The sequence below is a fragment of the Paraburkholderia bengalensis genome (genome assembly GCF_037126505.1).
GTDB lineage: Bacteria > Pseudomonadota > Gammaproteobacteria > Burkholderiales > Burkholderiaceae > Paraburkholderia > Paraburkholderia bengalensis.
In genome coordinates this window covers 55,715-78,652 of record NZ_JACFYJ010000020.1, presented here as the reverse complement: position 1 = coordinate 78,652, position 22,938 = coordinate 55,715, and the positions used below count along the sequence as shown (strand labels likewise).

General features: G+C 64.3%; 18 protein-coding genes and 4 pseudogenes. 10 read left to right on the top strand and 12 right to left on the bottom strand.

Going from position 1 to position 22,938, the window contains the following annotated elements:
- Positions 1-303: 303 nt before the first annotated feature.
- Positions 304-1,476 (top strand): porin, encoded by a 1,173-nt coding sequence (locus H3V53_RS14800; protein ID WP_336598554.1) that lies wholly within the window; start codon positions 304-306, stop codon positions 1,474-1,476.
- Between the two features lie 384 nt (positions 1,477-1,860).
- Positions 1,861-2,118, top strand: coding sequence for a hypothetical protein (locus tag H3V53_RS14795; protein WP_336598553.1), 258 nt, complete (start codon positions 1,861-1,863; stop codon positions 2,116-2,118).
- A 64-nt stretch (positions 2,119-2,182) separates the two neighbouring features.
- Here the strand turns inward: H3V53_RS14795 and H3V53_RS14790 are convergent, their stop codons facing one another.
- The 4 genes and pseudogenes from H3V53_RS14790 to H3V53_RS14775 all read right to left on the bottom strand — a co-directional run bounded on the left by H3V53_RS14790 (position 2,183) and on the right by H3V53_RS14775 (position 4,586).
- Positions 2,183-2,410 (bottom strand): hypothetical protein, encoded by a 228-nt coding sequence (locus H3V53_RS14790; protein ID WP_336598552.1) that lies wholly within the window; start codon positions 2,408-2,410, stop codon positions 2,183-2,185.
- Positions 2,411-2,611: 201 nt separating this feature from the next.
- Positions 2,612-2,882 (bottom strand): annotated as a pseudogene (locus H3V53_RS14785) (YbaK/EbsC family protein); the annotation flags it as partial.
- 1 nt (position 2,883) lies between these two features.
- Positions 2,884-3,855 (bottom strand): threo-3-hydroxy-L-aspartate ammonia-lyase, encoded by a 972-nt coding sequence (locus tag H3V53_RS14780; protein ID WP_336598551.1) that lies wholly within the window; start codon positions 3,853-3,855, stop codon positions 2,884-2,886.
- A gap of 98 nt (positions 3,856-3,953) precedes the next feature.
- Positions 3,954-4,586, bottom strand: a complete 633-nt coding sequence (locus H3V53_RS14775) for a helix-turn-helix transcriptional regulator (protein ID WP_336598550.1) — start codon at positions 4,584-4,586, stop codon at positions 3,954-3,956.
- 143 nt (positions 4,587-4,729) lie between these two features.
- Here H3V53_RS14775 and H3V53_RS14770 point away from each other — a divergent pair, with 143 nt between their 5' ends.
- Positions 4,730-5,473, top strand: a complete 744-nt coding sequence (locus H3V53_RS14770) for a carbonic anhydrase family protein (protein WP_054920674.1) — start codon at positions 4,730-4,732, stop codon at positions 5,471-5,473.
- 88 nt (positions 5,474-5,561) lie between these two features.
- Positions 5,562-5,975: a DUF6232 family protein gene (locus tag H3V53_RS14765; protein WP_336598549.1), complete on the top strand. Its 414-nt coding sequence runs from the start codon at positions 5,562-5,564 to the stop codon at positions 5,973-5,975.
- Between the two features lie 41 nt (positions 5,976-6,016).
- On the opposite strand, the gene H3V53_RS14760 is transcribed toward H3V53_RS14765, so the two are convergent.
- Positions 6,017-6,325, bottom strand: a complete 309-nt coding sequence (locus H3V53_RS14760) for a hypothetical protein (RefSeq protein ID WP_336598548.1) — start codon at positions 6,323-6,325, stop codon at positions 6,017-6,019.
- 347 nt (positions 6,326-6,672) lie between these two features.
- Between H3V53_RS14760 and H3V53_RS14755 the strand changes: the two genes are divergently transcribed.
- The gene (locus H3V53_RS14755) at positions 6,673-7,752 is read left to right on the top strand and encodes a hypothetical protein (protein ID WP_336598547.1); all 1,080 of its coding nucleotides are present in this window, start codon (positions 6,673-6,675) and stop codon (positions 7,750-7,752) included.
- A gap of 105 nt (positions 7,753-7,857) precedes the next feature.
- Here H3V53_RS14755 and H3V53_RS14750 read toward each other — a convergent pair whose 3' ends face one another.
- Positions 7,858-10,311, bottom strand: coding sequence for a glycogen/starch/alpha-glucan phosphorylase (locus tag H3V53_RS14750; RefSeq protein WP_336598546.1), 2,454 nt, complete (start codon positions 10,309-10,311; stop codon positions 7,858-7,860).
- Positions 10,312-10,752: 441 nt separating this feature from the next.
- Between H3V53_RS14750 and H3V53_RS14745 the strand changes: the two are divergent.
- Positions 10,753-10,979, top strand: a pseudogene (locus H3V53_RS14745) (hypothetical protein).
- Between the two features lie 303 nt (positions 10,980-11,282).
- Complete coding sequence (locus tag H3V53_RS14740) at positions 11,283-12,674, top strand: MFS transporter (RefSeq protein ID WP_419539502.1); 1,392 nt, start codon at positions 11,283-11,285, stop codon at positions 12,672-12,674.
- 56 nt (positions 12,675-12,730) lie between these two features.
- Here the strand turns inward: H3V53_RS14740 and ltaE are convergent, their stop codons facing one another.
- From ltaE to H3V53_RS14725, 4 genes and pseudogenes are all read right to left on the bottom strand, one after another.
- The gene (gene ltaE / locus H3V53_RS14735; RefSeq protein WP_336598544.1) at positions 12,731-13,735 is read right to left on the bottom strand and encodes a low-specificity L-threonine aldolase; all 1,005 of its coding nucleotides are present in this window, start codon (positions 13,733-13,735) and stop codon (positions 12,731-12,733) included.
- Between the two features lie 158 nt (positions 13,736-13,893).
- A complete protein-coding gene (locus tag H3V53_RS14730; protein WP_419539501.1) occupies positions 13,894-16,329 on the bottom strand; it encodes a bifunctional diguanylate cyclase/phosphodiesterase in 2,436 nt (811 codons plus the stop codon).
- Positions 16,278-16,436 (bottom strand): annotated as a pseudogene (locus H3V53_RS43635) (CHASE domain-containing protein); the annotation flags it as partial. The pseudogene H3V53_RS43635 and the gene H3V53_RS14730, both read right to left, overlap by 52 nt.
- 197 nt (positions 16,437-16,633) lie before the next feature.
- The gene (locus H3V53_RS14725; RefSeq protein ID WP_336598543.1) at positions 16,634-17,443 is read right to left on the bottom strand and encodes a substrate-binding periplasmic protein; all 810 of its coding nucleotides are present in this window, start codon (positions 17,441-17,443) and stop codon (positions 16,634-16,636) included.
- Between the two features lie 145 nt (positions 17,444-17,588).
- Here H3V53_RS14725 and H3V53_RS14720 point away from each other — a divergent pair, with 145 nt between their 5' ends.
- Positions 17,589-17,924 carry a hypothetical protein gene (locus H3V53_RS14720; RefSeq protein WP_336598542.1) on the top strand — a complete coding sequence of 112 codons (336 nt, stop codon included), beginning with the start codon at positions 17,589-17,591 and terminating at the stop codon, positions 17,922-17,924.
- A 344-nt stretch (positions 17,925-18,268) separates the two neighbouring features.
- On the opposite strand, the gene H3V53_RS14715 is transcribed toward H3V53_RS14720, so the two are convergent.
- A complete protein-coding gene (locus tag H3V53_RS14715) occupies positions 18,269-19,627 on the bottom strand; it encodes an MFS transporter (protein ID WP_336598541.1) in 1,359 nt (452 codons plus the stop codon).
- Positions 19,628-20,436: 809 nt separating this feature from the next.
- Here H3V53_RS14715 and oxlT point away from each other — a divergent pair.
- Positions 20,437-21,778, top strand: a pseudogene (gene oxlT, locus H3V53_RS14710) (oxalate/formate MFS antiporter).
- 250 nt (positions 21,779-22,028) lie between these two features.
- On the top strand, positions 22,029-22,352 hold the full coding sequence (locus H3V53_RS14705; RefSeq protein ID WP_336598540.1) for a hypothetical protein: 324 nt from the start codon (positions 22,029-22,031) through the stop codon (positions 22,350-22,352).
- A gap of 131 nt (positions 22,353-22,483) precedes the next feature.
- On the opposite strand, the gene H3V53_RS14700 is transcribed toward H3V53_RS14705, so the two are convergent.
- Positions 22,484-22,909 carry a helix-turn-helix domain-containing protein gene (locus H3V53_RS14700; protein ID WP_419539500.1) on the bottom strand — a complete coding sequence of 142 codons (426 nt, stop codon included), beginning with the start codon at positions 22,907-22,909 and terminating at the stop codon, positions 22,484-22,486.
- Positions 22,910-22,938: the final 29 nt, after the last annotated feature.

Here is a 22,938-nt window from a genome sequence, read left to right as displayed (position 1 = left end):
TGATGCGGGCGATTTGCTTTGCAGCCAACCACTCGACTCCGCCTCAAGGCATCGCTTGTTTCGCGCGCAGCACTAAACAAATGGGCGATCTGCCCGCGCACATGCGAGCGATATGCGGCATATGCACAGATTTGCGCGCAACTCTTTCGCGCGCAAAGCGATTCGTTGTCGTATTTGTACTACATATTCACTGAAAATCTGACCTGTCATATTCCTTACCCTTCCTCTGGTTACATTTGCGCCCGTCGCGCGACCGGCCGCAGAGCAGGCTCGCGATGGCCTCTTTTCAATCCGGAGAAAGCTTTGAAGAAGAAAGTTATTACCACCGCTCTACTCGCCTCGGCTTTTGCAGGCACCGCGCACGCACAAAGCAGTGTCACGCTGTACGGCATCATCGACGCAGGTATCAGCTACGTTAACCACTCAAAGACTTCGACGAACGGCAGCTCCAAGCTGTTCAAGTACGACGATGGCGTTGCACAAGGCAGCCGTTGGGGCATGCGCGGCACGGAAGACCTGGGCGGCGGCCTGAAGGCACTGTTCGTGCTCGAAAGCGGCTTCAACAGCGGCAATGGCACGTCAGGCCAGGGCGGCGCGCTGTTCGGCCGTCAGGCGTTCGTGGGTCTGGCAAAGGACGGCATCGGTTCGCTGACGTTCGGCCGTCAATACTCATTCTCGACGGAGTACCTGGGCAGCAACTATACGACGGGCGGCCTGACGGTTGCGGGTAACTACGCTTACCACATCAACGACGTCGACCAGCTGACGTCGAGCCGTATCAACAACGCCGTCAAGTTCTCGAGCGCGAACTACGCGGGCTTCACGTTCGGCGCGATGTACGGCTTCTCGAACCAGGCTGGCGCATTCGGCGGCGCGCCGCAAACGGGGACGGCGGCAGCACCCGTCGCAGGTTCGTCGCGCGCGTACAGCTTCGGCGCGAACTATGCGAACGGCCCGATCGGCATTGGCGCAGCGTACACGGACATCCGCTTCCCGAGCCAGGCAACGCCGTCGTTCCCGACGACGATCGCCAACGTCGGCACGGGCACCGTGCGCGACCTGCGCACGTTCGGCCTGGGCGGCCGCTACATCGTCGGCCCGGCAACGATCTACGCGCTGTGGACGAACACGTTCTTCGAGCCGATCACGGGTAGCTCGACGATGTTCAACAACTACGAAGGCGGTGTGAAGTACATGTTCACGCCTGCGCTGACGGCTGGCGTCGGCTACACGTACTCGCGTCTGTCGGGTCTGACGACGGGTCACTTCAACCAGGTGAACGCAAGCTTGGACTACGCACTGTCGAAGCGCACGGACGTCTACCTGCTGACCATCTACCAGGACGCGTCGGGCAAGACGGGCACGCAGCAAATCCAGGCTCAGATCGGTTCGAGCCCGTCGGCGTACTTCGGTCCGTCGGGTAACGGTTCGCAGAACCAGCTGGCGTTGCGCGTCGGCATGCGCCACAAGTTCTAAGCTGCTTTGTCTGGTGAAGCGCTTCGACGCGTTTCGCTTTGCGTTCATGCCGTTCAGTTATGCGACTGAACGGCATTTTGTTTTTTGAGCTGGAAGTAGCAGAAAACGGCATCCGGCCGCAGCCTCTACCGGCCGTGCAGGTGCTGGCGTTCTAACCGTCGCTTCCTGATGCCGGCTCAATCCAATACCCGCCGGAAAGTCATCGGCGGATCAACTGCGGTTTCGCTTCCCATCAAATCTTGTGACGATCATCTGCTGCGCATTGATCGCGTCCATTTTTCGCATTTGCCAGATTGCGTTTCGCTAAGGACTAGACAAGCATCGAGTAACGGAGGCGCGGTTCCTTCACGCCGGTCGGCGACCATTTTGTAGATTGTCTTGTGCGTGCTTCTGACGGTTTTTGCTGCGCGCCATTTGACCGCACTCTATCTGGCAACACCCGGCAACACACCGTATTGCATTGGTATGGCTATCCGTTTCGGCTTCAGAATATTTGCGAATGACGATATGCCGGACCCCGATGATATGGGCGATATCGCGCTGCTGATCTACGTTGCGTGCGCATTGGTGATCGTGGGCTCCACCGTCGGTGTAGCGGGCGCGCTTGTTTGGCGGCACCTCTTCTCTCAGCGTTTGCGTTGACATTGTCATCCGAACGCCGCTAGTTTTTGCATCGCTTTAGCGCTTACGCCATCCGCCCGACGTCCTAATCCTCCGTCACGAACACCCGCACTTCTCCATCCGACGTCGGCATCGTAAAGTCGCGCGTGCGTCCTGCGCGCACGTCGAACAGCAGGCGTTCCAGCCGCTCGAGGCGCTTTGCCGTCTCGTCGCTTGTCAAAGCGGTCGTTTCATTGGGGTCTTTCAGCAGTGCCTTACGCGCCATCACGATGCGCGCAATCGCGCTCGATTTCGAAACGAATACTTCTTCCATGTCGGGTCATTCGCGCGGCCACATCGAAACTGCTTGCACATGCCGCGCCTGCTACGTTCATCAAAAGCTGCGCACTCGCCGGGCGCGCGATGATTTTATGAGCAAGCGCGAATTCGTGCAGCCACGCGGGCAATGCACTGAGGCACGGCCCTGGGCTGGAAGTGGGTTCGCATCATCGACAAACGCGGCACGACAAGCCGGTCAAGACGCAAACGGAAACGCAAACGGAAACGCAAGCGGCTGCGAGATATCGGCGAGACGCGGATTGGCGACGCGGACGTAGTCCGCGGCATTCATGACGATCGAACGGTCGACGCGGCCCGCGTTGAATGCGCTCTCCTCGTTACCTTCGACGAGCGGCGAATCGACGACGAGCACGATGCTCGCGTCGAACGCACATGGCGGAACTGCGCCCATTACACTGCGTGACGGAAGCGGCGAATTCGGGCGAAGCGAGCGTCGCCTTCCGTCGTTCAATTTGCCGACAGCAGTTCGGCGAACTTCTGCACATCGACGTTGCCGCCGCTGATCAGCACGCCGACAAGCTTGCCCTTGAGCCGATCCCTCATCTGACGCACGGCGGCGAAGCCGAGACAACCCGTCGGCTCCACGACGATCTTCATGCGCGCGGCAAAAAAGCGCATGCAGTCGACGAGTTCCGCATCGTTCGCGGTCAGCACGTCAGTCACGTCGCGCCGGATGATCGGGAACGTGTAGTGCCCGAGATGCTGCGTTTGGGCACCGTCGGCAATGGTCCGAGGCGTGTCGATATGGACGATGTTCCCCGAGCGGAACGACTGCTGTCCGTCGTTGCCCGCTTCAGGCTCGACGCCATACACGGCGCAATCGGGCGACAGCGCACGCGCCGCCAGTGCGCTGCCCGACAGCAGACCGCCGCCGCCGAGCGGCGCGAAAAACGCATCCAGCGCGCCGACCTCGTCGAACAGTTCCTTGGCCGCGGTGCCCTGCCCCGCGATCACGTCGGGGTGATCGTATGGCGGAATCAGCGTCAGGCCGTGCTTCTGCGCCAGTTCGCGGCCGATCTGCTCGCGGTCTTCCTTGTAGCGGTCGTAAATGACCACGTTGCCGCCGTAGCCCTTCGTTGCGTCGACCTTGATCTGCGGCGCGTCATGCGGCATCACGATCGTCGCGGGCATGTTCAGCAGTTGCGCGGACAGCGCGACGGCCTGCGCATGATTGCCCGAAGAAAACGCCACCACGCCGCGGCGCCGCTGCCCTTCGTCGAATTTCGACAGCGCGTTGAACGCGCCGCGAAACTTGAACGCGCCCATGCGCTGCAGGTTCTCGCACTTGAAGAACACTTGCGCGCCCAACGCTTCGTTGACGGTGCGCGAAGTCAGCACAGGCGTGCGGTGCGCGACGCCTTCGACGCGCTTCGAGGCGGCGACAATGTCGTCGTAAGTGGGCAACGGAAGCTGGGTCATGAAAATCTCGATTGAAGCCGCTGGATCAGGACAGATTGTGATTAGACATAACGTCTATGTCAAGACGTTTTGTAAATGCGCCGGCGAATCATCTGGCGTCACTTGGCGTCGTTGTACACCGTCGCGCGCGAGACGCCGAGATGCGCCGCAATGACCTCCATCGAGCGGCGCACTTCCAGAAAACCCGCCTGCTTCAGCTCCTGCATCAACGCGCGGCGCTGCTCGGTCTTGAGCGCCTGCGGCGTGGTCGCGAGCGACATCGCGTATTGATCGATGCGTTCGCGGATGACCTCGGCATTGGCGGGATCGAGCGACTCTTTCGCGCCGACACCAGACGCCGTGCAGAATTGCTCAAGCATGTTCTGAATGCCGCGAAAGAGATTCAGATCGACATTCAGACACAACGCGGCGATGTAGCGCCCGGTGGAATCCTTGATGCCGATCGACGTGCTCTTGGCGCGCCGCCCGTCGGCGAACTGGTTCGGGTAGTTGGTCAGCAGTTGCGGATAGGCGTCGTCGGCGATGCGCGCGAGCCCCAGTTCCGTGGTCGGATCGCCGACCACCCGCCCGGACAGATTGTTGTGGATGGCGAGAATCGAATGTTTCGGGTCGCGCAAATCGTGCACGACGACTTCGCAAAACGGCGCGAACGTCTGCCCCAGCCCTTGCGCGATCTGTTTCGCCTGATCGAGCAGCGACGCTTGCTCCCGCTCCAACGCGCTCATTTTCATAGTAGACGTTTCATCTAAAGTTACCCAGATTGTACAGACAAGCGCCGCTTGAGGCGGCGTCACTTTCGCTTGATCGCGACCCGCGATCGCCTATATTCGTTCTCATCCGTGATGCATGCGCCTTACGAACGAGCGAGCCGATCATGGGCGATTCATACGACTATCCGGCGCAATACAAGGGTTCGAACCGGCGACGCTTTCTGAAACTGACGGGCGCCGCCGCGGCCGGTCTCGCACAAGGCGTCGCGCTGCCGGTGACGGCGCGCGCCGACGCGTTGACCAAGGCGCAGCGCGACAGCATGACGCCGCAACAGATCATCGACGAGATGAAACGCGGCAACTTGCGCTTTCAGAAAGGCGAGAGGAAGCCGCGCAACTATTTGCGCGAGCAGCGTGCGAGCGCGGCGGGCCAGTACCCCGCGGCCGTGCTACTGAGCTGCATCGATTCGCGCGCGCCCGCCGAAGTGATCATGGATCTCGGCATCGGCGACATCTTCAACTGCCGCGTCGCGGGCAACATCGACAACAGCGACATCCTCGGCAGCATGGAATTCGCGTGCAAGCTGTCGGGCGCGAAGGTCGTCGTGGTGATGGGCCATACGGCTTGCGGCGCGATCAAGGGCGCCATCGCCAACGCCGAACTCGGCAATCTGACGGGCCTGCTCGACAAGATCAAGCCCGCCGTGCAGGCCACGAACTATAGCGGCGAGCGCTCCGCCACCAACTATGCGTTCGTCGACGCGGTGGCGCGCAAGAACGTCGAACTGACGATCGCGGACATCCATCACAACAGCCCCGTGCTCTCGGAGATGGAAGCGCAGGGCAAGATCGAGATCGTCGGCGCCATGTATGACCTGCACACGGGTGCCGTTGAGTTTTTGGCGTGACTTGGGCGTGACTTGGGCGTGACTTTGGCATGACGCGCTGGTTTTTTCTGTTACGCTGCGCCCTTTCTCCAGCCTCGAACCCGTCAAGATGGATACCCCTTTCAACGAACGCGGCGTGTCGGTCACGCGCAACGCGCTGTCCGCGGCCGGCCAGGTCTTTCCGCTGCGCGACATCCAGGACGTGCGCGTCGTCACCGTGCGAAAGAACAAGATCGTGCCGTGGGCGTTGTCGCTGATCGGCGTCGCGGGCATGATTGCGGGCGGCGTATTCGGCTCGCCAGCGGCTCTCGTGGTCGGCGTGATGCTGATCGTGGTCGGCTGGCTGACGTGGCGCACGCAGGACGTCACGCATCGGCTCATGGTGCAGACGGGCGGCAGCGAGCGCGAGGCACTGTCGAGCATCGATCTGCCGTTCGTCGAGCGCGTGGCGCAAACCGTGCGCGACGCGCTCGCCGCCGCGGCGGCAAAGGCCACGACAACGGCAACCGCGCCGAAGGGCTGAACGCTGCCGCAACCGTCGCGGCATCGCGTCTTTATGGAAATTTAACGGCCCACGCAGCCGCTTTTGCGCCTGCTTGAGACGCCGCCCGCTACAGTAGGCACGTCTGAACAGCCGCGCCGCCAACCATGCGGCGGCGCCTCGACCATGCATCCTGCACTCGCTTGCGCTCGCGCGCTGCCGCGCCGCGCACAACCCGTCGACACCTCGACACCACCGCCGCTGTCGCTCGTCACGATCGACGTGACCTTGCCCGGCACTTCGTCGGCGGCGCCGCGCCGCGCCTTGCGCGCGGCGCTCGGCGAAGGCTCGCGCCTGTTCGTGATGGCCGTCGACAGGCACAACGTCTGCATCACCTTTCGCGTGGAAGTGACGGCGCGCAGCGTCGGCGATGTCGATCGGCGCGCTCGCGGGCGCGCTGCGCCGCGCGACGATCGGCCGCGTGCGTGCAGTCGGCCTCGCGCAATCGATCGCCCATCAGCACTGACGCCGGCCTCGCGCGTCGCGACAGACAAGCGCCCCCGCTTCACACATTTTTGCAGCCAGCGACGACCGCCCGCGTAGAGTCGGCGGTTTCGTCATCTCGCGTGCCCTCGCGCGATGCCACGCGCGCCGTGAAGCCGAACGGACGGCATCCGTCGAGACACGAGCGCCGCGCACGGCCGCCACCGAGGCCACGCCCTTCTGCAAGGTGTATGTGATGTTTGTCCCGCTGCTTGTCCCGCTATCTGCCCATTTCCTCCGGCGCATGGCCGGCGTTGCGGGCGCGTTGGCCGTGCTCGCGCTCGCGGCCTGCTCGACCACGTTCAGCACGCCCGTTCCGCCCGAGACCCACGCCTCGCTGATCAACGAAGGCCGCGACGGCCTGCTCGTGCCGCTGTACGCGGAACGCAGCGACACGCACGGGCGCGCGTCGATCGGGCTGCCCGTGCAGATGGACGGCAAGTCTGTCTATCTCATGCTCGACACGGGCACGCGCGGCGCGCGCGTGCTGTCTTCCGTGTTGCCGCGCTCGAACTATCCGGCGACGGGCGCGCGCACCGCGCTTGCGCTCGCCACCGACGCGCAGGTCGCGGGTGCAACAGTCACGGTGCCGCTGAGCATCGTCGGCACGAAGCCCGTCGATGTCGCCGTGCAAGCCGTCGATCAGGTCACCTGCCTGAAGATCAACAAGCATTGCGTCGCGCAAGACGGCTTCACGGGCGAGTTCGGCTGGGCGTTCTCGGGCATCCTCGGCGTGGGTGCCGATGATCCGCGCGACGCGTGTTGCACGCAGCCGTTGCGCGCACTCCCCGCCAACCTGGGCCAGCGCTACATGGTGCACTCGAACCTGAACCGCCCATTTCTCGTGCTGAGTCCGTCGACTGCGTTGACGAAGGATTTCACGGCCGTGCCGTTCGCGCTCGCAAAAGACGGCTCCGCGCAATGGCCGACGGGCTGCGTGCAGGTCGGCAACAAGATGCGCCTGTGCGCGCCCGTCGTGTTCTCGACGGGCGGCACCGACATGATCCGCATCGAGACGGACAAGGCGCCCGACTGGGCCAGCGACACCGACGAACACAAGACGTTTGCACAAGGCAACTACGACGTGGTGCTCGGCGTCGGCGAGTGGGCGCACCGTTTCGACGATGCACAAACGACGATCGCCAAGGCCGCGCCCGGCGCGAACCGGATCGTGGTGGGCCTGATGTCGCTGCAGAACATCGACTTGCTGTTCGACTTCGCGCACGGTCAGCTCGGCTTGCGCGCGTCGCGCAACGTCGAGCGCATGGGCGGCTGATCGCTGGAATCGTCTGGTCACGCCGCAGCGCGAACACCAGGCAGCAAAGCAAAAAAAACCGCCGCGCGACAGCCGTTCGCGCGGCGGCTTTTTATCGCGTGACGCTCACGTGAGTTCGAGCGGCTTCACGTTCCAGATTTCGCGCGCGTACTCGGCGATCGTGCGGTCCGACGAGAACTGCCCCATGCCCGCGACGTTCTCGATCGCGCTTTTCGTCCAGCCGCGCCGGTCCGCATAGCGCTTGTCCACTTCGTCCTGCGCCTTCGCGAACGCTGCGAAATCGGCGAGCACCATGTAGTGATCGCCCCAGTCGACCAGCGTGTGGAAGATGTCCGAAAAGCGCAGCGGATCGTCCGGCGAGAAGAAGCCCGTGCGGATCTGGTCGAGCGCGAGCTTCAGTTCCGCGTTGTGCTCGTAGATTTCGCGCGGACGATAGCCCTTCGCGCGCAGTTCGTCGACCTCGTCGGCCGTGTGGCCGAAGATGAAGATGTTGTCGCGTCCGACGGCATCGCAGATTTCGATGTTCGCGCCGTCCATCGTGCCGATCGTCAGCGCGCCGTTCAACGCGAGCTTCATGTTGCCCGTGCCCGACGCCTCCGTGCCCGCCATCGAAATCTGCTCGGACAGATCCGCCGCGGGGATGATCAGCTCGGCGACGCTCACGCCGTAGTTCGGCACGAACAGCACCTTCAGCTTGTCGCCGACGATGGGATCGTTGTTCACGGCCTTGCTGATGTCGCCAATCAGCTTGATGATCGTCTTCGCCATCCGGTACGCGGACGCCGCCTTGCCCGCGAACATCACGACGCGCGGCACCCAGTCGCGTTCGGGATTCGCGCGGATGCGGTTGTAGCGCACGATCACATGCAGCGCGTTGAGCAACTGGCGCTTGTACTCGTGAATGCGCTTGACCTGCAGATCGAACATCGCCTCGGGGTCGAACGTCATCTTGGTGTGATGCTGCAGGCGATGGATCAGCCGCAGCTTGTTCTGCCGCTTCGCTTCGTGGAACGCGTGAATGAACGACGGGTCGTCGCGCAGATCGCGCAGCTTGGCAAGCTCGAACAGATCGCGCCGCCAGTGCGTGCCGATCTGCTCGTCGATCAGTTTCGACATCGACGGGCTCGACTGCGCGAGCCAGCGGCGCGGCGTCACGCCGTTCGTCACGTTCGTGAAGCGCTCGGGCCAGATCTTCGCGAAGTCGGCGAAGATGTCACGCGTCATCAGTTGCGAATGCAGCTTCGACACGCCGTTCACCTTCTGGCTCGCGACAATCGCCAGATGCGCCATGCGCACGCGCCGCTGCCCGTATTCATCGACGAGCGAAATGCGGCGAATCATGTCGACGTCATGCCCCGAATGCTCGCTGACGTGCTTCAGAAATTCGGCGTTGATGTCGAAGATGATCTCGAGGTGGCGCGGCAGAAGGCGCGCGAGCGTTTCGACATCCCACGTTTCGAGCGCCTCGGGCATCAGCGTGTGGTTCGTGTACGAGAACATCTGCTGGATGTCCTTCCACGCCTTGTCCCACGGCACGTGATGCACGTCGACGAGCAGCCGCATCAGCTCGGGAATCGCCAGCACCGGGTGCGTGTCGTTCAGATGCACGGCCACTTTTTCCGCGAAGCGGCCGAACGTGCTGTGCGTGCGCTGATAACGGCGGATCAGGTCCTGCATCGTCGCCGACACGAAGAAGTATTCCTGGCGCAGCCGCAGCTCGCGTCCGGCGGGCGTCGAGTCGTCGGGATAGAGCAGGCGCGAGACGTTCTCCGACATGTTCTTCGCGTCGACGGCGCGCCGGTAGTCGCCCTGATTGAACGCCGACAGATCGAGTTCTTCCGTCGCGCGCGCGGACCACAGGCGCAGCGTGTTCGTCGCGCTGGTCGCGAAGCCGGGAATCACGGTGTCGTAGGCCATCGCGTTCACGTGCTGCGTCTCGATCCATTCGACGCGCCCGTCGCGCTGCACCGTGCGTCCGCCGAAATGCACGATGTACTGCACTTCGGGGCGCGGAAATTCCCACGGATTGCCGGCGCGCAGCCAGTAGTCGGGCGTCTCGATCTGCTCGCCATCGACGATCTGCTGCCTGAACATCCCGTATTCATAACGAATGCCGTAGCCGAAGCCCGGAATGCCGAGCGTCGCCATCGAATCCAGAAAACATGCCGCCAGACGCCCGAGGCCGCCGTTGCCGAGCGCGGCATCGGGCTCGAGATCGGTCAGCGCTTCCATGTCGACGCCAAGGCCGGCGAGCGCTTCCTTCATCTGGTCGTAGATGCCAAGCGCGAGCAGCGCGTTCGTGAACGTGCGCCCGATCAGAAACTCCATCGACAGGTAATACACGCGCTTCACATCCTGCTCGTATTGCAGGCGCGTGGTCTTCATCCAGCGCGCGACGAGCCGGTCGCGCACGGCGAGCGCCGCGGCATGCAGCCAGTCTTGTGGGCGCGCCGTCACGGCATCCTTGCCGACGCCGTACATCATGCGGTTGGAGATCGAGCGCCGCAGCGCATCGACGGTACTGTTGAGCTGGTCGAATTCCAGATCCACCGCTGTCATCGAGGCCTCCGGTGTTAGGACGCGGCGCGCGCTGAACGGCTTGCGTATCGAATGCGGGCGGCGCGAGCCGGTCTGGTGGATAAATAAGCAGAGTAGGACATTTTGCGATATCCCGCGTCTGCGGCCGTTGCGTTGCCGAATAACCCGCTACACAAGCAGACAGCGAGCGCGACAGAGCAGTTCCGTGACTGCGCTTTCAGGATGTCGCAGGGTTCTCATCAGGTTCTCATCAGGTTCTCATCAGGTTCGCATCAGGTTCGCATCAGGTTCGTCTGACGTCCTCTCAGGTCGTTTCGCTTCGCACGATGCCGGTGCAGACGGCTCCCTTCCTTGCACTAGTATGGATGAGTAACAAGGCGGATCGGAGACAGCGCCGTTCGCGCTGCGCGCCGGTCGCCCGTCGCTGGCTGCTCGCATCGCCGTGCTCCGATGGAGGTCGAAATGAACGCACAATCCGTGCTCGGTATCATTCACGCGCAGGAATGCTGATGGTGTCGCTGATCCGCGCGTTGCCTGCCGCCGAGCGGCGCAAGGTTTCCGACGAGTTTCACGGTCAGGTCGAACTGGCCGAAGCGCCGCATCTGAGCGACGGCCACGATCGCGAGATGACCGATGCCTTCAAGGCGCATATTCGCAAGCTATCGATCCTGCTCGCTTCCTGTAGCTGATCGCATTGGCTCACGTCCCACTGTCCGCGCCAGATCCGCCAGCGCCGCGAGCGACGGACAGTTAGTTGCGATACGGGCGGCGGATCTCGCGCTCTTACAACCGCCTTTCGTGCCGGGCATTTCCGCGCGGCGGCCAGCAGAAATCGCGCCGGTCTGTGAAAATCGCGTGATTCGCATTTGCAGGTGCCGTCGTCCTGCCGACGGCACCTGCCGATGCGCGCCTTCGCGCCCCGCCGCGTCCTTTTGCAGAGCCCGCCCGTGTCCGAGAACACACCCGACCCCACTCGCGCCGCCGATGCGCCGATGTCCGCCAGCCGCCGCTTTGCGATGGCGGCGATCATGCTGTCCGTCGCGCTCGCGTCGCTCGATACCGCTATCGCCAATACGGCGCTACCCGCCATGGCCGCCGACCTGCACGCGAAGCCTGCGGCGTCGGTGTGGATCATCAACGCGTATCAGCTGGCGATGGTCGCGACGCTGCTGCCCTTGGCCGCGCTCGGCGACATCGTCGGGCACCGGCGCATCTATATCGGCGGAATCTGCGTGTTTACGGCGGCGTCGCTGGCGTGCGCGCTCGCGCCGACGCTGCCGCTGCTCGCGGGCGCGCGTGTCGTGCAGGGGCTCGGCGCGGCGGCGATCATGAGCGTCAATACGGCGCTCATCAGGCATCTTTATCCGCCGCATCAACTGGGGCGCGGCGTCGGCCTGAATGCGCTGGTGGTGGGCGTGTCGTTCGCCGTGGGGCCGACGGTGGCTTCGCTGATCCTGTCGGTGGCGAGCTGGCCGTGGCTATTCGCCGTCAACGTGCCGCTCGGCGTGGTGGCGCTGTCGTTCGCGCTGCCAGGTCTGCCCCGCACGCCGCGCGGCACGCATCAGTTCGATCGCGTGGCGGCGCTGCTGAACGTGATTACGTTCGCCGCGCTGGTCTTCGCGCTCGGCGAGGCGGCGCAGCGCGCGCCGTCGACGATCGTGCTGGGCGCGGCCGCTGTCGCGCTTGTTTTCGGCGCGCTGCTGATACGCCGCGAGGCGGGCCACCCCGCGCCGATGCTGCCCGTCGATCTGTTCAAGCTGCCCGTGTTTGCATTGTCGGCCGTCACGGCCGTGTGCTCGTTCGCGGCGCAGGGACTCGCATTCGTGTCCTTGCCGTTCTATTTCGAGGATGTCCTGCATCGCAGCCAGGTCGAAACCGGCTTTCTGATGACACCGTGGCCCGTGATCGTCGCGGCTGCTGCGCCGATTGCGGGACGCTTGTCGGACCGCTATCCGCCCGGACTGCTCGGCGCGATTGGACTGGCGATTTTATGCGGCGGCATGGCCGCGCTCGCGATGCTGCCGCCGCACCCGCCCGTGCTCGACATCACGATCCGCATGGCGATCTGCGGCGCAGGCTTCGGCTTTTTCCAGTCGCCGAACCTGAAGGCGTTGATGGCGAGCGCGCCCGTGCATCGCAGCGGCGGCGCAAGCGGCATCATCGCGACTTCGCGGCTGATCGGGCAGACGACGGGCGCGGCGCTTGTCGCATTGAGCTTCAGCATTGCTGGACGCCACGGCCCGACGCTGTCGCTGGCGACGGGCGCCGTGTTCGCAGGCGCGGCCAGCATCGCGAGCGGCCTGCGGCTTTTTGCGCCGTCGCATCGCGCGCAGACGGCTGTCGTGAGTGTCACGGCCAGTGAGCGGCAAACGACGGAAAGCTAGGCGATGCCGGCGCGCATCGCCGTGGCGCGTGACACGCGTCGCGCGTGCCGCGCCGTTTAGCGCGCGAAATACTCCTTCACGGCCGCCAGGAACGTATCGATATCGGCGCGCGACACGTCCATGTGCGTGACGAAGCGCGATGCGTACAACATCTGCGTGAGGATGCCCCGCTCCTTGAGCCACGCTTCGAGCGGCGCGCAATGCTCTTGTGCAATCTGCGCGAACACCATGTTGGTGGCGTGCGACTGCACTTTCACCTGCTCGATCTGCGCGAGGCCGGCAGCCAGATGCGCGGCGTTGTCGTGGTCTTCGGCGAGCCGTTCGACGTTGTTATCGAGCGCATACAGACATGCCGCCGCCAGCACGCCCGCCTGCCGCATGCCGCCGCCGAGCACCTTGCGCCAGCGGTGCGCGACGTCGATCAGCGCCTTGCTGCCGACCAGCACCGAGCCCACGGGCGCGCCGAGTCCTTTCGAAAAACAGATGGATACCGTATCGAACGGCGCGCACAGCGCCTCGACCGATTGCTTCGACGCCACGGCCGCATTGCAGACGCGCGCGCCGTCGAGATGGGTCGCCAGTCCGCGAGAACGGGCAAATTGCGTGGCCTCGGCGACGTAGCCCGCGAGCAGCACCTTGCCGCCGATGGTGTTTTCCAGCGCGAAGAGCCGCGTGCGCGCGAAGTGATCGTCGATCGGCTTGATTGCGGCGGCGATCTTGTCGAGCGGCAGCGAGCCGTCGGCGGCGTTTTCGATAGGCTGCGGCTGGATGCTGCCGAGCACGGCCGCGCCGCCACCTTCGTATTTGTAGGTGTGCGCCGCCTGGCCGACGATATATTCGTCGCCACGCGCGCAATTCGCCATCAGCGCGGCGAGGTTGCTCTGCGTGCCGCTCGGGAAGAACAACCCCGCTTCCTTGCCCGCGCGCTCCGCCACAGTGGCCTGCAGACGCAGGACGGTCGGGTCGTCGCCCCAGACGTCGTCGCCTGTTTCGGCGGCTGTCATCGCGGCGAGCATGGCCTTGCTCGGACGGGTCACGGTATCGCTGCGCAGATCGATCATGTGCTTTTCCTTGAGGATGACGGGCGCCCCGCTTGGCGTGCAACCCTGGCACGACGCATGAAGCGCGATTGAATCCGCAGAGTGTATCAACTCCGCCCGCGGCGGGCAGTTAGCCAGATGGCCAGGGTCCGGTGGGGTTTCAGCGGGCCGCCGCGCGTTCAGGGCGCTTCGAGCGCCCACTCGCGCGAATCGAAGGTATCGGCGAATGCCTCGAAGGCTTCGATGGGCAGCGGCCGGCAGAACAGATAGCCCTGATACGCGTAGCAGCCCGCATCGGCGAGAAAGTGCCGCTGCGCCTCCGTCTCGACGCCCTCGGCGATCACGCCAAGGCCGAGACTCTGCGCGAGCGCGACGATTGCGCGCGCAATCACCGCGTCGTTGGGATCGTCGAGCACGTCGCGCACGAATGACCGGTCGATCTTCAACTGCCCGAGGGGCAAACGCTTCAAATACAGCAGCGACGAATAGCCAACGCCGAAGTCGTCCAGCGAAAACACCACGCCCTTCGCGCGCAGCAGCGTCATCTTGCGGATCGTGTCCTCGACGTTGTCGACCAGCACGCTTTCCGTCAGCTCGAGCTTCAGGCGGCTAGGATCGGCGCCCGTGCGCGCCAGCGCGTCCAGCACGTTGGTGACGAAATTGTCTTCGCGCAGCTGCTGCGCGCTGACATTGACGGCAATCGACAGATGCGCCCGGTCCGCGCGCACCGCCCATTGCGCGAGCTGCCGGCAGGCCGTGTCGAGCACCTTGTCGCCGACCGCGAGAATCAGCCCCGTCTCTTCAGCAAGCGGTATGAACTCGGCGGGCGGCACGAGTCCCTGCTCGGGATGCAGCCAGCGCACCAGCGCCTCGGCGCCCGTCACGCGGCTGCCGTCGTACACCTGCGCCTGGTAATGCACGATCAGCTGGTCTTCGTCGATTGCGCGGCGCAACGCGGTTTCGAGCGCCGCGCGCTCCATCACCACTGTCTGCATCGCCGGATCGAAGAAGCAGATCGCGTTGCGCCCGCTTTCCTTCGACTTGTACATCGCGAGGTCGGACTGCTTCAGCAATTCGTCGATCGAGGTCTCGTGCCCCGTGAACAAGGTCGCGCCGATGCTCGCCGTCGTGCGGAATTCCGTGCCGTCGAGCTGGTACGTGGCGGACAGCGCGGCCAGCACTTTTTCGGCGGCGGCTTCCGTCTCGCTCGCCGCTTCGTCGCGGTTTCGGCTCAGATCGCCGAGCACGATCACGAACTCGTCGCCGCCCATGCGCGCGACGGTGTCGCCCTCGCGCACGCTCGCCAGCAGCCGCCGCGCGACCTGGCCCAGCAGCAGATCGCCCTTGTCGTGCCCGAGCGTGTCGTTGAGTGTCTTGAAGTTGTCGAGATCGACGAACAGCAGCGCGCCGTGCGAATGGTTCTGCGCGCTCAATGCGATCACCTGCTTCAGGCGGTCGCGCAACAGCGTGCGATTTGGCAGATGCGTGAGCGCGTCGAAGAACGCCAGTTCCTTGATCTGCTCTTCCGCCAGCTTGCGCTCGGTGATGTCGTAGTGCGTGCCGACATAGTGCGTGACGCGCCCGTCCGCCGCCGTCACGGCCGTGATGGTCAGCCACTTCGGATAGATCTCGCCGTTCTTGCGGCGATCCCAGATCTCGCCCTGCCATCCGCCGACGCGATGGATCGTGTCCCACATGTCGCGGTAGAACGCGCGGTCATGGCGGCCCGAGCTGAGCATGCGCGGGTTGCGCCCGATCACGTCATCGGCCGTATAGCCCGTGCACTGCGTGAACGCCGAGTTGACGCGCAGAATCGTGCCGTCGGCATCCGTGACCATCATGCCTTCGAGCGAATCGAACGCGACGGCCGCGATGCGCAGCTCCGCCTCGCTCTCGCGCAGTTCGGCCGTCATCTTCGACGCCAACCGCAGCGCGCGGCTGCGGCCGCTTGCAAGACTCCACGCGAACAGCGCGAGCAGCACGCTCAAGCCCGCGCCCGTGAACGCGATCAGCAGCTTCGCATTGCGGCCGAAGCGCGCCTTGAAGTCGTCCTGCGCGACCATCGACAGCGTCCAGTCATGCCCGCCGACCACGAGGTATTCGTTGGCGGAGATCACGCTGGGACGCGTCGGTTCCGACGAGCGGTAGAGCAGCGCTTGCGGCGACGGCTGCGTGCCGTCGTAGATCGACAGATACAGTCCGGGCGGCTGTTCGCCGTACAGGCTGGCAAGCACGTCGCGCATGCGGAACGCCGCGTATACCCAGCCGAGCAGATGCGCGCGGCGGTCGTCGACATTGTCCTGCGGCGCGCCGCGCTGATAGACGGGCAGATACATGACGAAACCCGGCACGGGCTGCTCGCCCGAGTCCGACGCGAGCTGCACCTTGGCCGACACGACGGGCAGCCCGGAGTCGCGCGACTTTTCCATCGCCAGCCGCCGCTCGGGACTCGCCCACGCGTCGAAGCCGAGCAGCGCATGGCCGTCGAGCGCCGGCTCGCGCCGATCACGGGATTGCTGTCGGGCGTCTCGCCGGGCGGACGGATCGCATAGCGCGAGCCGGCGCGCGCGCGCATCGCGGCCATGTGCGCGTCGCGCTCGCGCGCGGGCACCCACTGCATGACGCCGATCGCCTGCACGCCCGCGAAGTTCGCGTCGGCGTTGATCGCGTTCAGGTAGCCATGAAATGCGTCGAGATCGAGCGAGCCGCGCGCGGCGAACATGCCTTGCACGCCGCGCAGCATCTGCTCATAGGTCGCCATGCGCTGTTCGACGCGACTCACGCATTCGCCCAGCGCGAAATTGAATTCCGACAGCAGCTCGCGCCTCGCAGCCTGGCGCTCGTGATTCCACACCGACCAGGTGATCGCCAGCCCGGTCACGAGGATGAGCAGCGGCAGCAGGATGACGCGCGTGCGCATCATCGCGGCAACGCGAAATCGACCATCGAATCCGCCAGCTCAGGTTTGAAGTATTTCCTGAAGATGCGGCGCACTGTGCCGTCCGTGCGCATCTCTTCGACGAGCGCGCGCCACTTCGCACGCTCGTCGGGCGACAGCGCCCGCTTCGACATGATGAGACCGTGCGGCACGGCGGCGTCGTTGAATTCGACGATGGTGGTGATGTCGCGAATGCGCTTCTCATCGAGCGCCGGATAGTCGAACGGCTCGATGATCATCCCCTGGATGCTGCCGCGCATCAGCGCCTGATAGAGCGGCTCCAGGCCGCCCGCCTGACTGACGCGATTGGCCGCAGCAAGCGTGTCGACCAGTTCGTTGGCCGACGGGCTATAACGGAAGCTGCGGATCACGCCGAGCTGAAACTGGTCGTTGTGTTCGAAGTCGGATAGTTGCCGGATGCCCGCGTCCTTGCGCGCGAGCAGATAGAACTTGTCGCTGAAGTACCACGCGAAGTCGGCGTAGCGGTCGCGCTCGTCGTTCGTGATGCCGGAGAGGCTGAAATCGAGCGCGCCGGACTCGATCACCTTCCAGATGCGCGCCCGCGACATCAGGCTCACGCGAATATCGCAGCCGCTGCGGCGGACCAGTTCGTCGGCGAAATCCTTGTCGATGCCTGCGTTGGTGTCCTGCGAATAGAGCAGGCCGTGATCGTGCAGCGCGAGCGTGAACGGGCGCGTGCAGTCGGGGCCGCCAGCCGACGCCGCGCGCGAGGTGGCGGCGCCGAGAGTGATGAACGCAAAGAGCAAGCCGATGAGTCCACGGTGAATCACGGTGATGCTCCCCAGGGTTGGGTGATGGGTGCCTGACATCCGTTGCAGGCGGGCCGTTCGCGGTCCGGCGTCGAGCCTGCGCGTGGACGGACTTCTCGTGTTAACGGCAACGTGCGAGCCGACTTGACGCGCATAACCCTACACGATGAACGCGACGAAATTCGCATCGTTGATGCCGTGCAGCAGCACGCGCATCGCCAGGCCTCTGGTTTTTATGACCAGCCAAGCCGGCAACCACCGCCAGAAGGAACAAAAACGCAAACGCGCGCGCGCCCGCGCACGCCAGATCTTCGGCCCACACGAAATGCTGGATAAAGGCACAGCGCGCCAGCGGCACGTCGTCCGGCCGCTGCGTTTGCGCCTGATCGTAGGCAGCGAGCATGGTCCGATACGAGGCCTGCTGATCGCGCGACAGCCGTTCTGCCGCGCGGTCCGAAAATCGCAGCACGTCGGGCGGGAGGCCCCGGCGTGGGACGCCTGAACGGCGAGCATGGTCCCCAAGTGCCAGCAGGAGCGTTGTTATTACCGTCATGTCGTGATGATGCGAAGGACGTTGCGTGGATGCTGCCGCCGCCAGGTCGCGGGCACGCCTGGATGGGGCGCGCCACACGCGCTGCGTGGCTCTCACCTCACGCAAGACGGATGACAGGGTGCTCGTACCGTCTTACGGCAGTGCGTCGGCGAAACTTTAGCCGCGCGTCGACGGCCAGACAGGCTTCGCGGGCTGGAATGCAAAGCGCCCGCGACCTCGACGGTCGCGGGCGCGAAAGGACGCTTGCTGGCGTGCTGGCGTGCTGGCGTCTCGCGGTTTTCGGCGAGGCGCTGTCAGTGGCCGAGCGACTCCACCTTGCCCGAAGCGACGCCCGCCGTCTGCGGCTTCGCCATCTGCTTGACCAGCAGCGCGACGCATGCAACCAGCCCGGCAATCGCGATCGTCGCGAACACGCCGGAAAACGTGAAGTGCCGGCGCGTCAGCTCCGCCACCAGAAACGACCCTGCGATGCCGCCGAAACGGCCCACGCCGAGCATCCACGCGACGCCCGTGCCGCGTCCTTCCGTCGGATAGAACGCGGCGGCGAGCGCGGGCATCGACGATTGCGCGGTGTTCATCAGCACACCCGCAATGAACACGATCGCCACGAGCGCGCCGACGTTGCCCACCGCCTGCCCGATGCAGTAGACGCTCACGGCCGTCAGCGCGTAGCACACGGCGATCACGCGGTTCGCGTTGAAGCGGTCCATCAGCACGCCGCACAGCACCGCACCGACGCCGCCAAGGGGGAACAGCGCCGAGATCAATGTCGCGCTTTTCGGCGTCAGACCCGCGTCCTTAAGCAGGATCGGCATCCAGTTGATCGACGCGTAGAAAATCACGAGGCCCATGAAGTACGTGAGCCACAGCATCACCGAGCCGACGATGTACGGGCGCGACAGCACGAGGCCAACGCCCTTGCTGCCCGTCTGCGGCGCCGTCTCCGTCATCACGAACGAACCGGCGTTGAGCGCTTGCGGCGAGATGCGCGCGAGCGTCGTGCGAATCCGCTCGACGGCATAACTGTTGGCGACCATGAAGCGCACCGACTCCGGCATCTTCAGAAGCAGCACGACGCCGAGCAGCAGCGGCGTCACACCGCCGAGCACGAGCACGCTGCGCCAGCCGAAGTGCGGAATCATCCACGCGGCGAGAAAGCCGCCGAACGCCGCGCCAAGCGGAAAGCCGCAGAACATCAGGTTGATCACCGTCGCGCGGCGCCTGTCGGGGCAGAACTCGCCCATCATCGTCACCGCGTTCGGCATGGCCGCGCCGAGCCCGACGCCCGTGACGAAACGCAGCGTCGTCAGTTGCCCGATGCTCGAAGAAAACGACGACGCGAGACACGCGATGCCGAACAGGAACACCGAGCCGAGCAGCAGCGAACGGCGCCCGAGCCGGTCGGACAGCGGGCCCGACACGAGCGCGCCGCACGCGAGGCCGAACAGCGCGGCGCTCAGCACGGGCGCAAGATCGGGCTTCGTGAGTCCCCATTCGCCCAGCAGCGACGGCGCGATAAAGCCGATGGCAGCCGTGTCGAAGCCGTCCAGCAGGACGATCACGAAGCACATGAAAAACACGAGCCACTGAAATGCGCCGAATGGCTGCTCATTGATGAACGTCTGGACGTTCACGACGGAAGTGCGGTTCATCGCCTGTCTCCTGCTGCGTGCGGCGCGGAGTACGCGCCGCGCCGTCTGTCACTCTACAGTGCGTTGCAAGCGCGGCGCGAGAGGCGTTCTGGCCGGTGCAACATGAAGGAAATCTCGGGTTGTGTTCGTATATCGCACAACCTTTCAGAATGCGAACACTTTAGCGGTTCGCGCCGATGAGCGTCAACGAAGGGTTATCACCGATAGCCCGGTCTACGGCCGCTCTCCCGCGCTGCCTTCCCTGCTCGCAGCGATGTGATGGCAAGCGCAATCCGCGTTGCGATGTACGACGCGGTACTCGTCTTGAACGCATCGTCGGCACCGCTTTTAGCCCCTGAAACAAGGGTCAACCTCATCGATTTGGATGCCTGATTAAATTACGCAGGGAGACGGATTAGATGACGAGCCCATCGGCTCGCGCGAGCCCATTCGTTCGATGACCGTTTTGACGCACCTGTGCGGGCCTCGCCACAACTTACATTTAAAAAAACTTTCTTTACGTTTTACTTTCATCTATAACGACAGGGCATGTCGCGAACACGCCTGTCTCGCACATGTCCTCAGCCCACCCGTGCTAGCCGGTGGGCTTTTTTTTTGGCTCGCCGAACTCTGCAGCGCACACATACAAATTCCTTTCGTCAGTAGGTTTGACTTGGTGAAAACCCCTTGACGCTTTCACTTGACTTACTTGATATATCACATATCGTATGAAATCTATCAGCGCCGCATTTCGGCGATGGTGGATCGACAGAGAGCCGCCAAGGCACCCGCAAACCTGGAAGACAAGCTGGTTGACAAAGGAGACAGCGATGAAGACAGAGCATCAGGAAGGGCCGTCGTCGTGGTACGCATCACCGTGGGTGCAACTCGTATTCGGCGTGATCTGCATGGCGATGATCGCCAACATGCAGTACGGCTGGACGCTGTTCGTCAACCCGATCGACGAGAAATATCACTGGGGCCGCGCGGCCATCCAGGTCGCGTTCACGATCTTCGTCGTGACGGAAACCTGGCTCGTGCCGATCGAAGGCTACCTCGTCGACAAGTACGGCCCGAAGCCCGTCGTGGTCGGCGGCGGGTTGTTGTGCGCGGTGGCGTGGACGATCAACTCGGCCGCGTCGTCGCTGCCGGCTGCTCTACATCGCGGCCGCGATCGGCGGGATTGGCGCGGGCGCCGTGTATGGCACGTGTGTCGGCAATGCGCTCAAATGGTTCCCGACGCGCCGCGGTCTCGCGGCGGGCATCACGGCGGCCGGCTTCGGCGCGGGCTCGGCGGCGACCGTCGTGCCCATCGCCAACATGATCAAGAGCAGCGGCTATGAAGCGACGTTCCTGTGGTTCGGCCTCGGCCAAGGAATCGTCGTGTTCCTGCTCGGCCTGTTCCTGCTCGCGCCGCCCGCCAGCCTGCTCGCGAACGCGAAGAGCGCGGTCAAGCGCCTCGTCCACAACGCGACGCCGCGCGAAGTGGTCGCCGCACCCGTGTTCTGGGTCATGTACCTGATGTTCGTGATGATGGCGGCAGGCGGCCTGATGGCGACGGCGCAGCTCGGCCCCATCGCGAAGGATTTCGGCCTGCACGACTCGCCCGTTTCGCTGCTCGGTCTGACCTTGCCCGCGCTGACCTTCGCGTTGACGATCGACCGCGTGCTCAACGGTTTGACGCGTCCGTTCTTCGGCTGGATCTCCGACCGCATCGGCCGCGAGAACACGATGTTCATCGCGTTCGGCATCGAGGCGATCGGCATCCTCGCGCTGTCGAAGTTCGGCCAGAGCCCGGTGGCGTTCGTCGTGCTGACGGGCATCGTGTTCTTCGCGTGGGGAGAAATCTACAGCCTGTTCCCCGCTACGTGCGGCGACACGTTCGGCCCGAAGTTCGCCGCGACCAACGCTGGCCTGCTCTACACGGCCAAAGGCACGGCGGCGCTGCTGGTGCCGTTCACGAGCATCGTCACGGCCGCGACGGGCAGCTGGCACGCCGTGTTCATGCTGGCGTCGGGCATGGCAGCCGTCGCCGCCCTGCTGGCGCTCTTCGTGCTCAAGCCGATGCGCCGCGCGTATGCGCAGCAGCATGCGGAGCCTTCGCTCGAGATGCCGTTCGGCGCGTCGCCGCATATCAGCGACTCGGCGCGGGTTTCGGCTGAAGGCGGTTGATGCTGGCTGACGGTCACTGAGCGCGGCGGCACGCGCTCAGTGAGCTTCGCGATGCCCGTCTGCATTCGTGCGACGGGCATTCGCGTTTGCGGTTCGCGTGGCGGTTTGCATTACGGTTCGCTTCAGGACACGCTTCATAACCCGCGTCGAATTACGCTTCAAAACAAGCCTCATCACGCGCAGATCGACCCGCGGGCATGCGGACTGCTACGCCATAGCCCGTACGCAACGACTTTGCACGGACACCGCCATGCCGACCATTCCCCTCCTCTCCATTCCGCTCCGCGCGCTTGCATCGGCGTGCTCGATCGCGGCCGCCCTGTCTCTGCCGATGCCCGCAAGCGCGCAAATCCCGGCGCAAAGCGGCGCCTCGCCGCAAGACAACCGCACGGCACCCATGGGCACGAAGGCCGATTCTCCGCCGCCGCATGCGCTCGAGTCGAACACGCCGCAAGCCGCCGAAGCCAAACCGCAATCGCGCGGCAGCACAAAGGCGTCGCCTGGTCACAAGCCCGAAGGCGCGGGCGGCTTCGAGAACGGGCTTTACGGCACGGGCACGGGGAGCAACAAATAAGCGCGCGCACCGAACGAGAACAAACTCTGATCCAGTGTCTGCACGACTTTTCTGTCAAGGGAAAGGGCGCTCGGTATCCCGGACACGCGCGCAACGCTGCATTCGTCGAACCGAACCTGACGCAGCGCAGGTCAACGTCCCGATACCCGGTCTCCGCACGGCGAAGTGTCCTCTGTACTTTGCTGCCGGAGCGCCCTTCTCCACGCGCCGGGTGGCACGCCAAAAATCTTCACGAACACGCGATTCAGATGGCTTTGGTCAGAAAACTCGCAGTCTGATGCGATATCGGTGAGCGAACGGTCCGAGTATTCGATTAGCCCTCGCGCCTTCTCGATGCGCTGTCTCAACAACCATTGATGTGGCGTGCATCCCGTCGTTCGGGTGAAAGCCCGGATGAAATGCTCGCGCGAGAGGCCGCATTCACGCGCAATGTCTGCCAGCGATTTCCGTTCGGACGCGCGAAGAAGCAGACGTTCTTTTGCACGCGTCTCCTGCGTGGTCCCGAGGCCGCCTCTTAATGGCATCGCGCGCACGCCGCGCTCATCGCGCCAATCCATGAAAGCACCGCAATGGCTGTTTGCGTCAG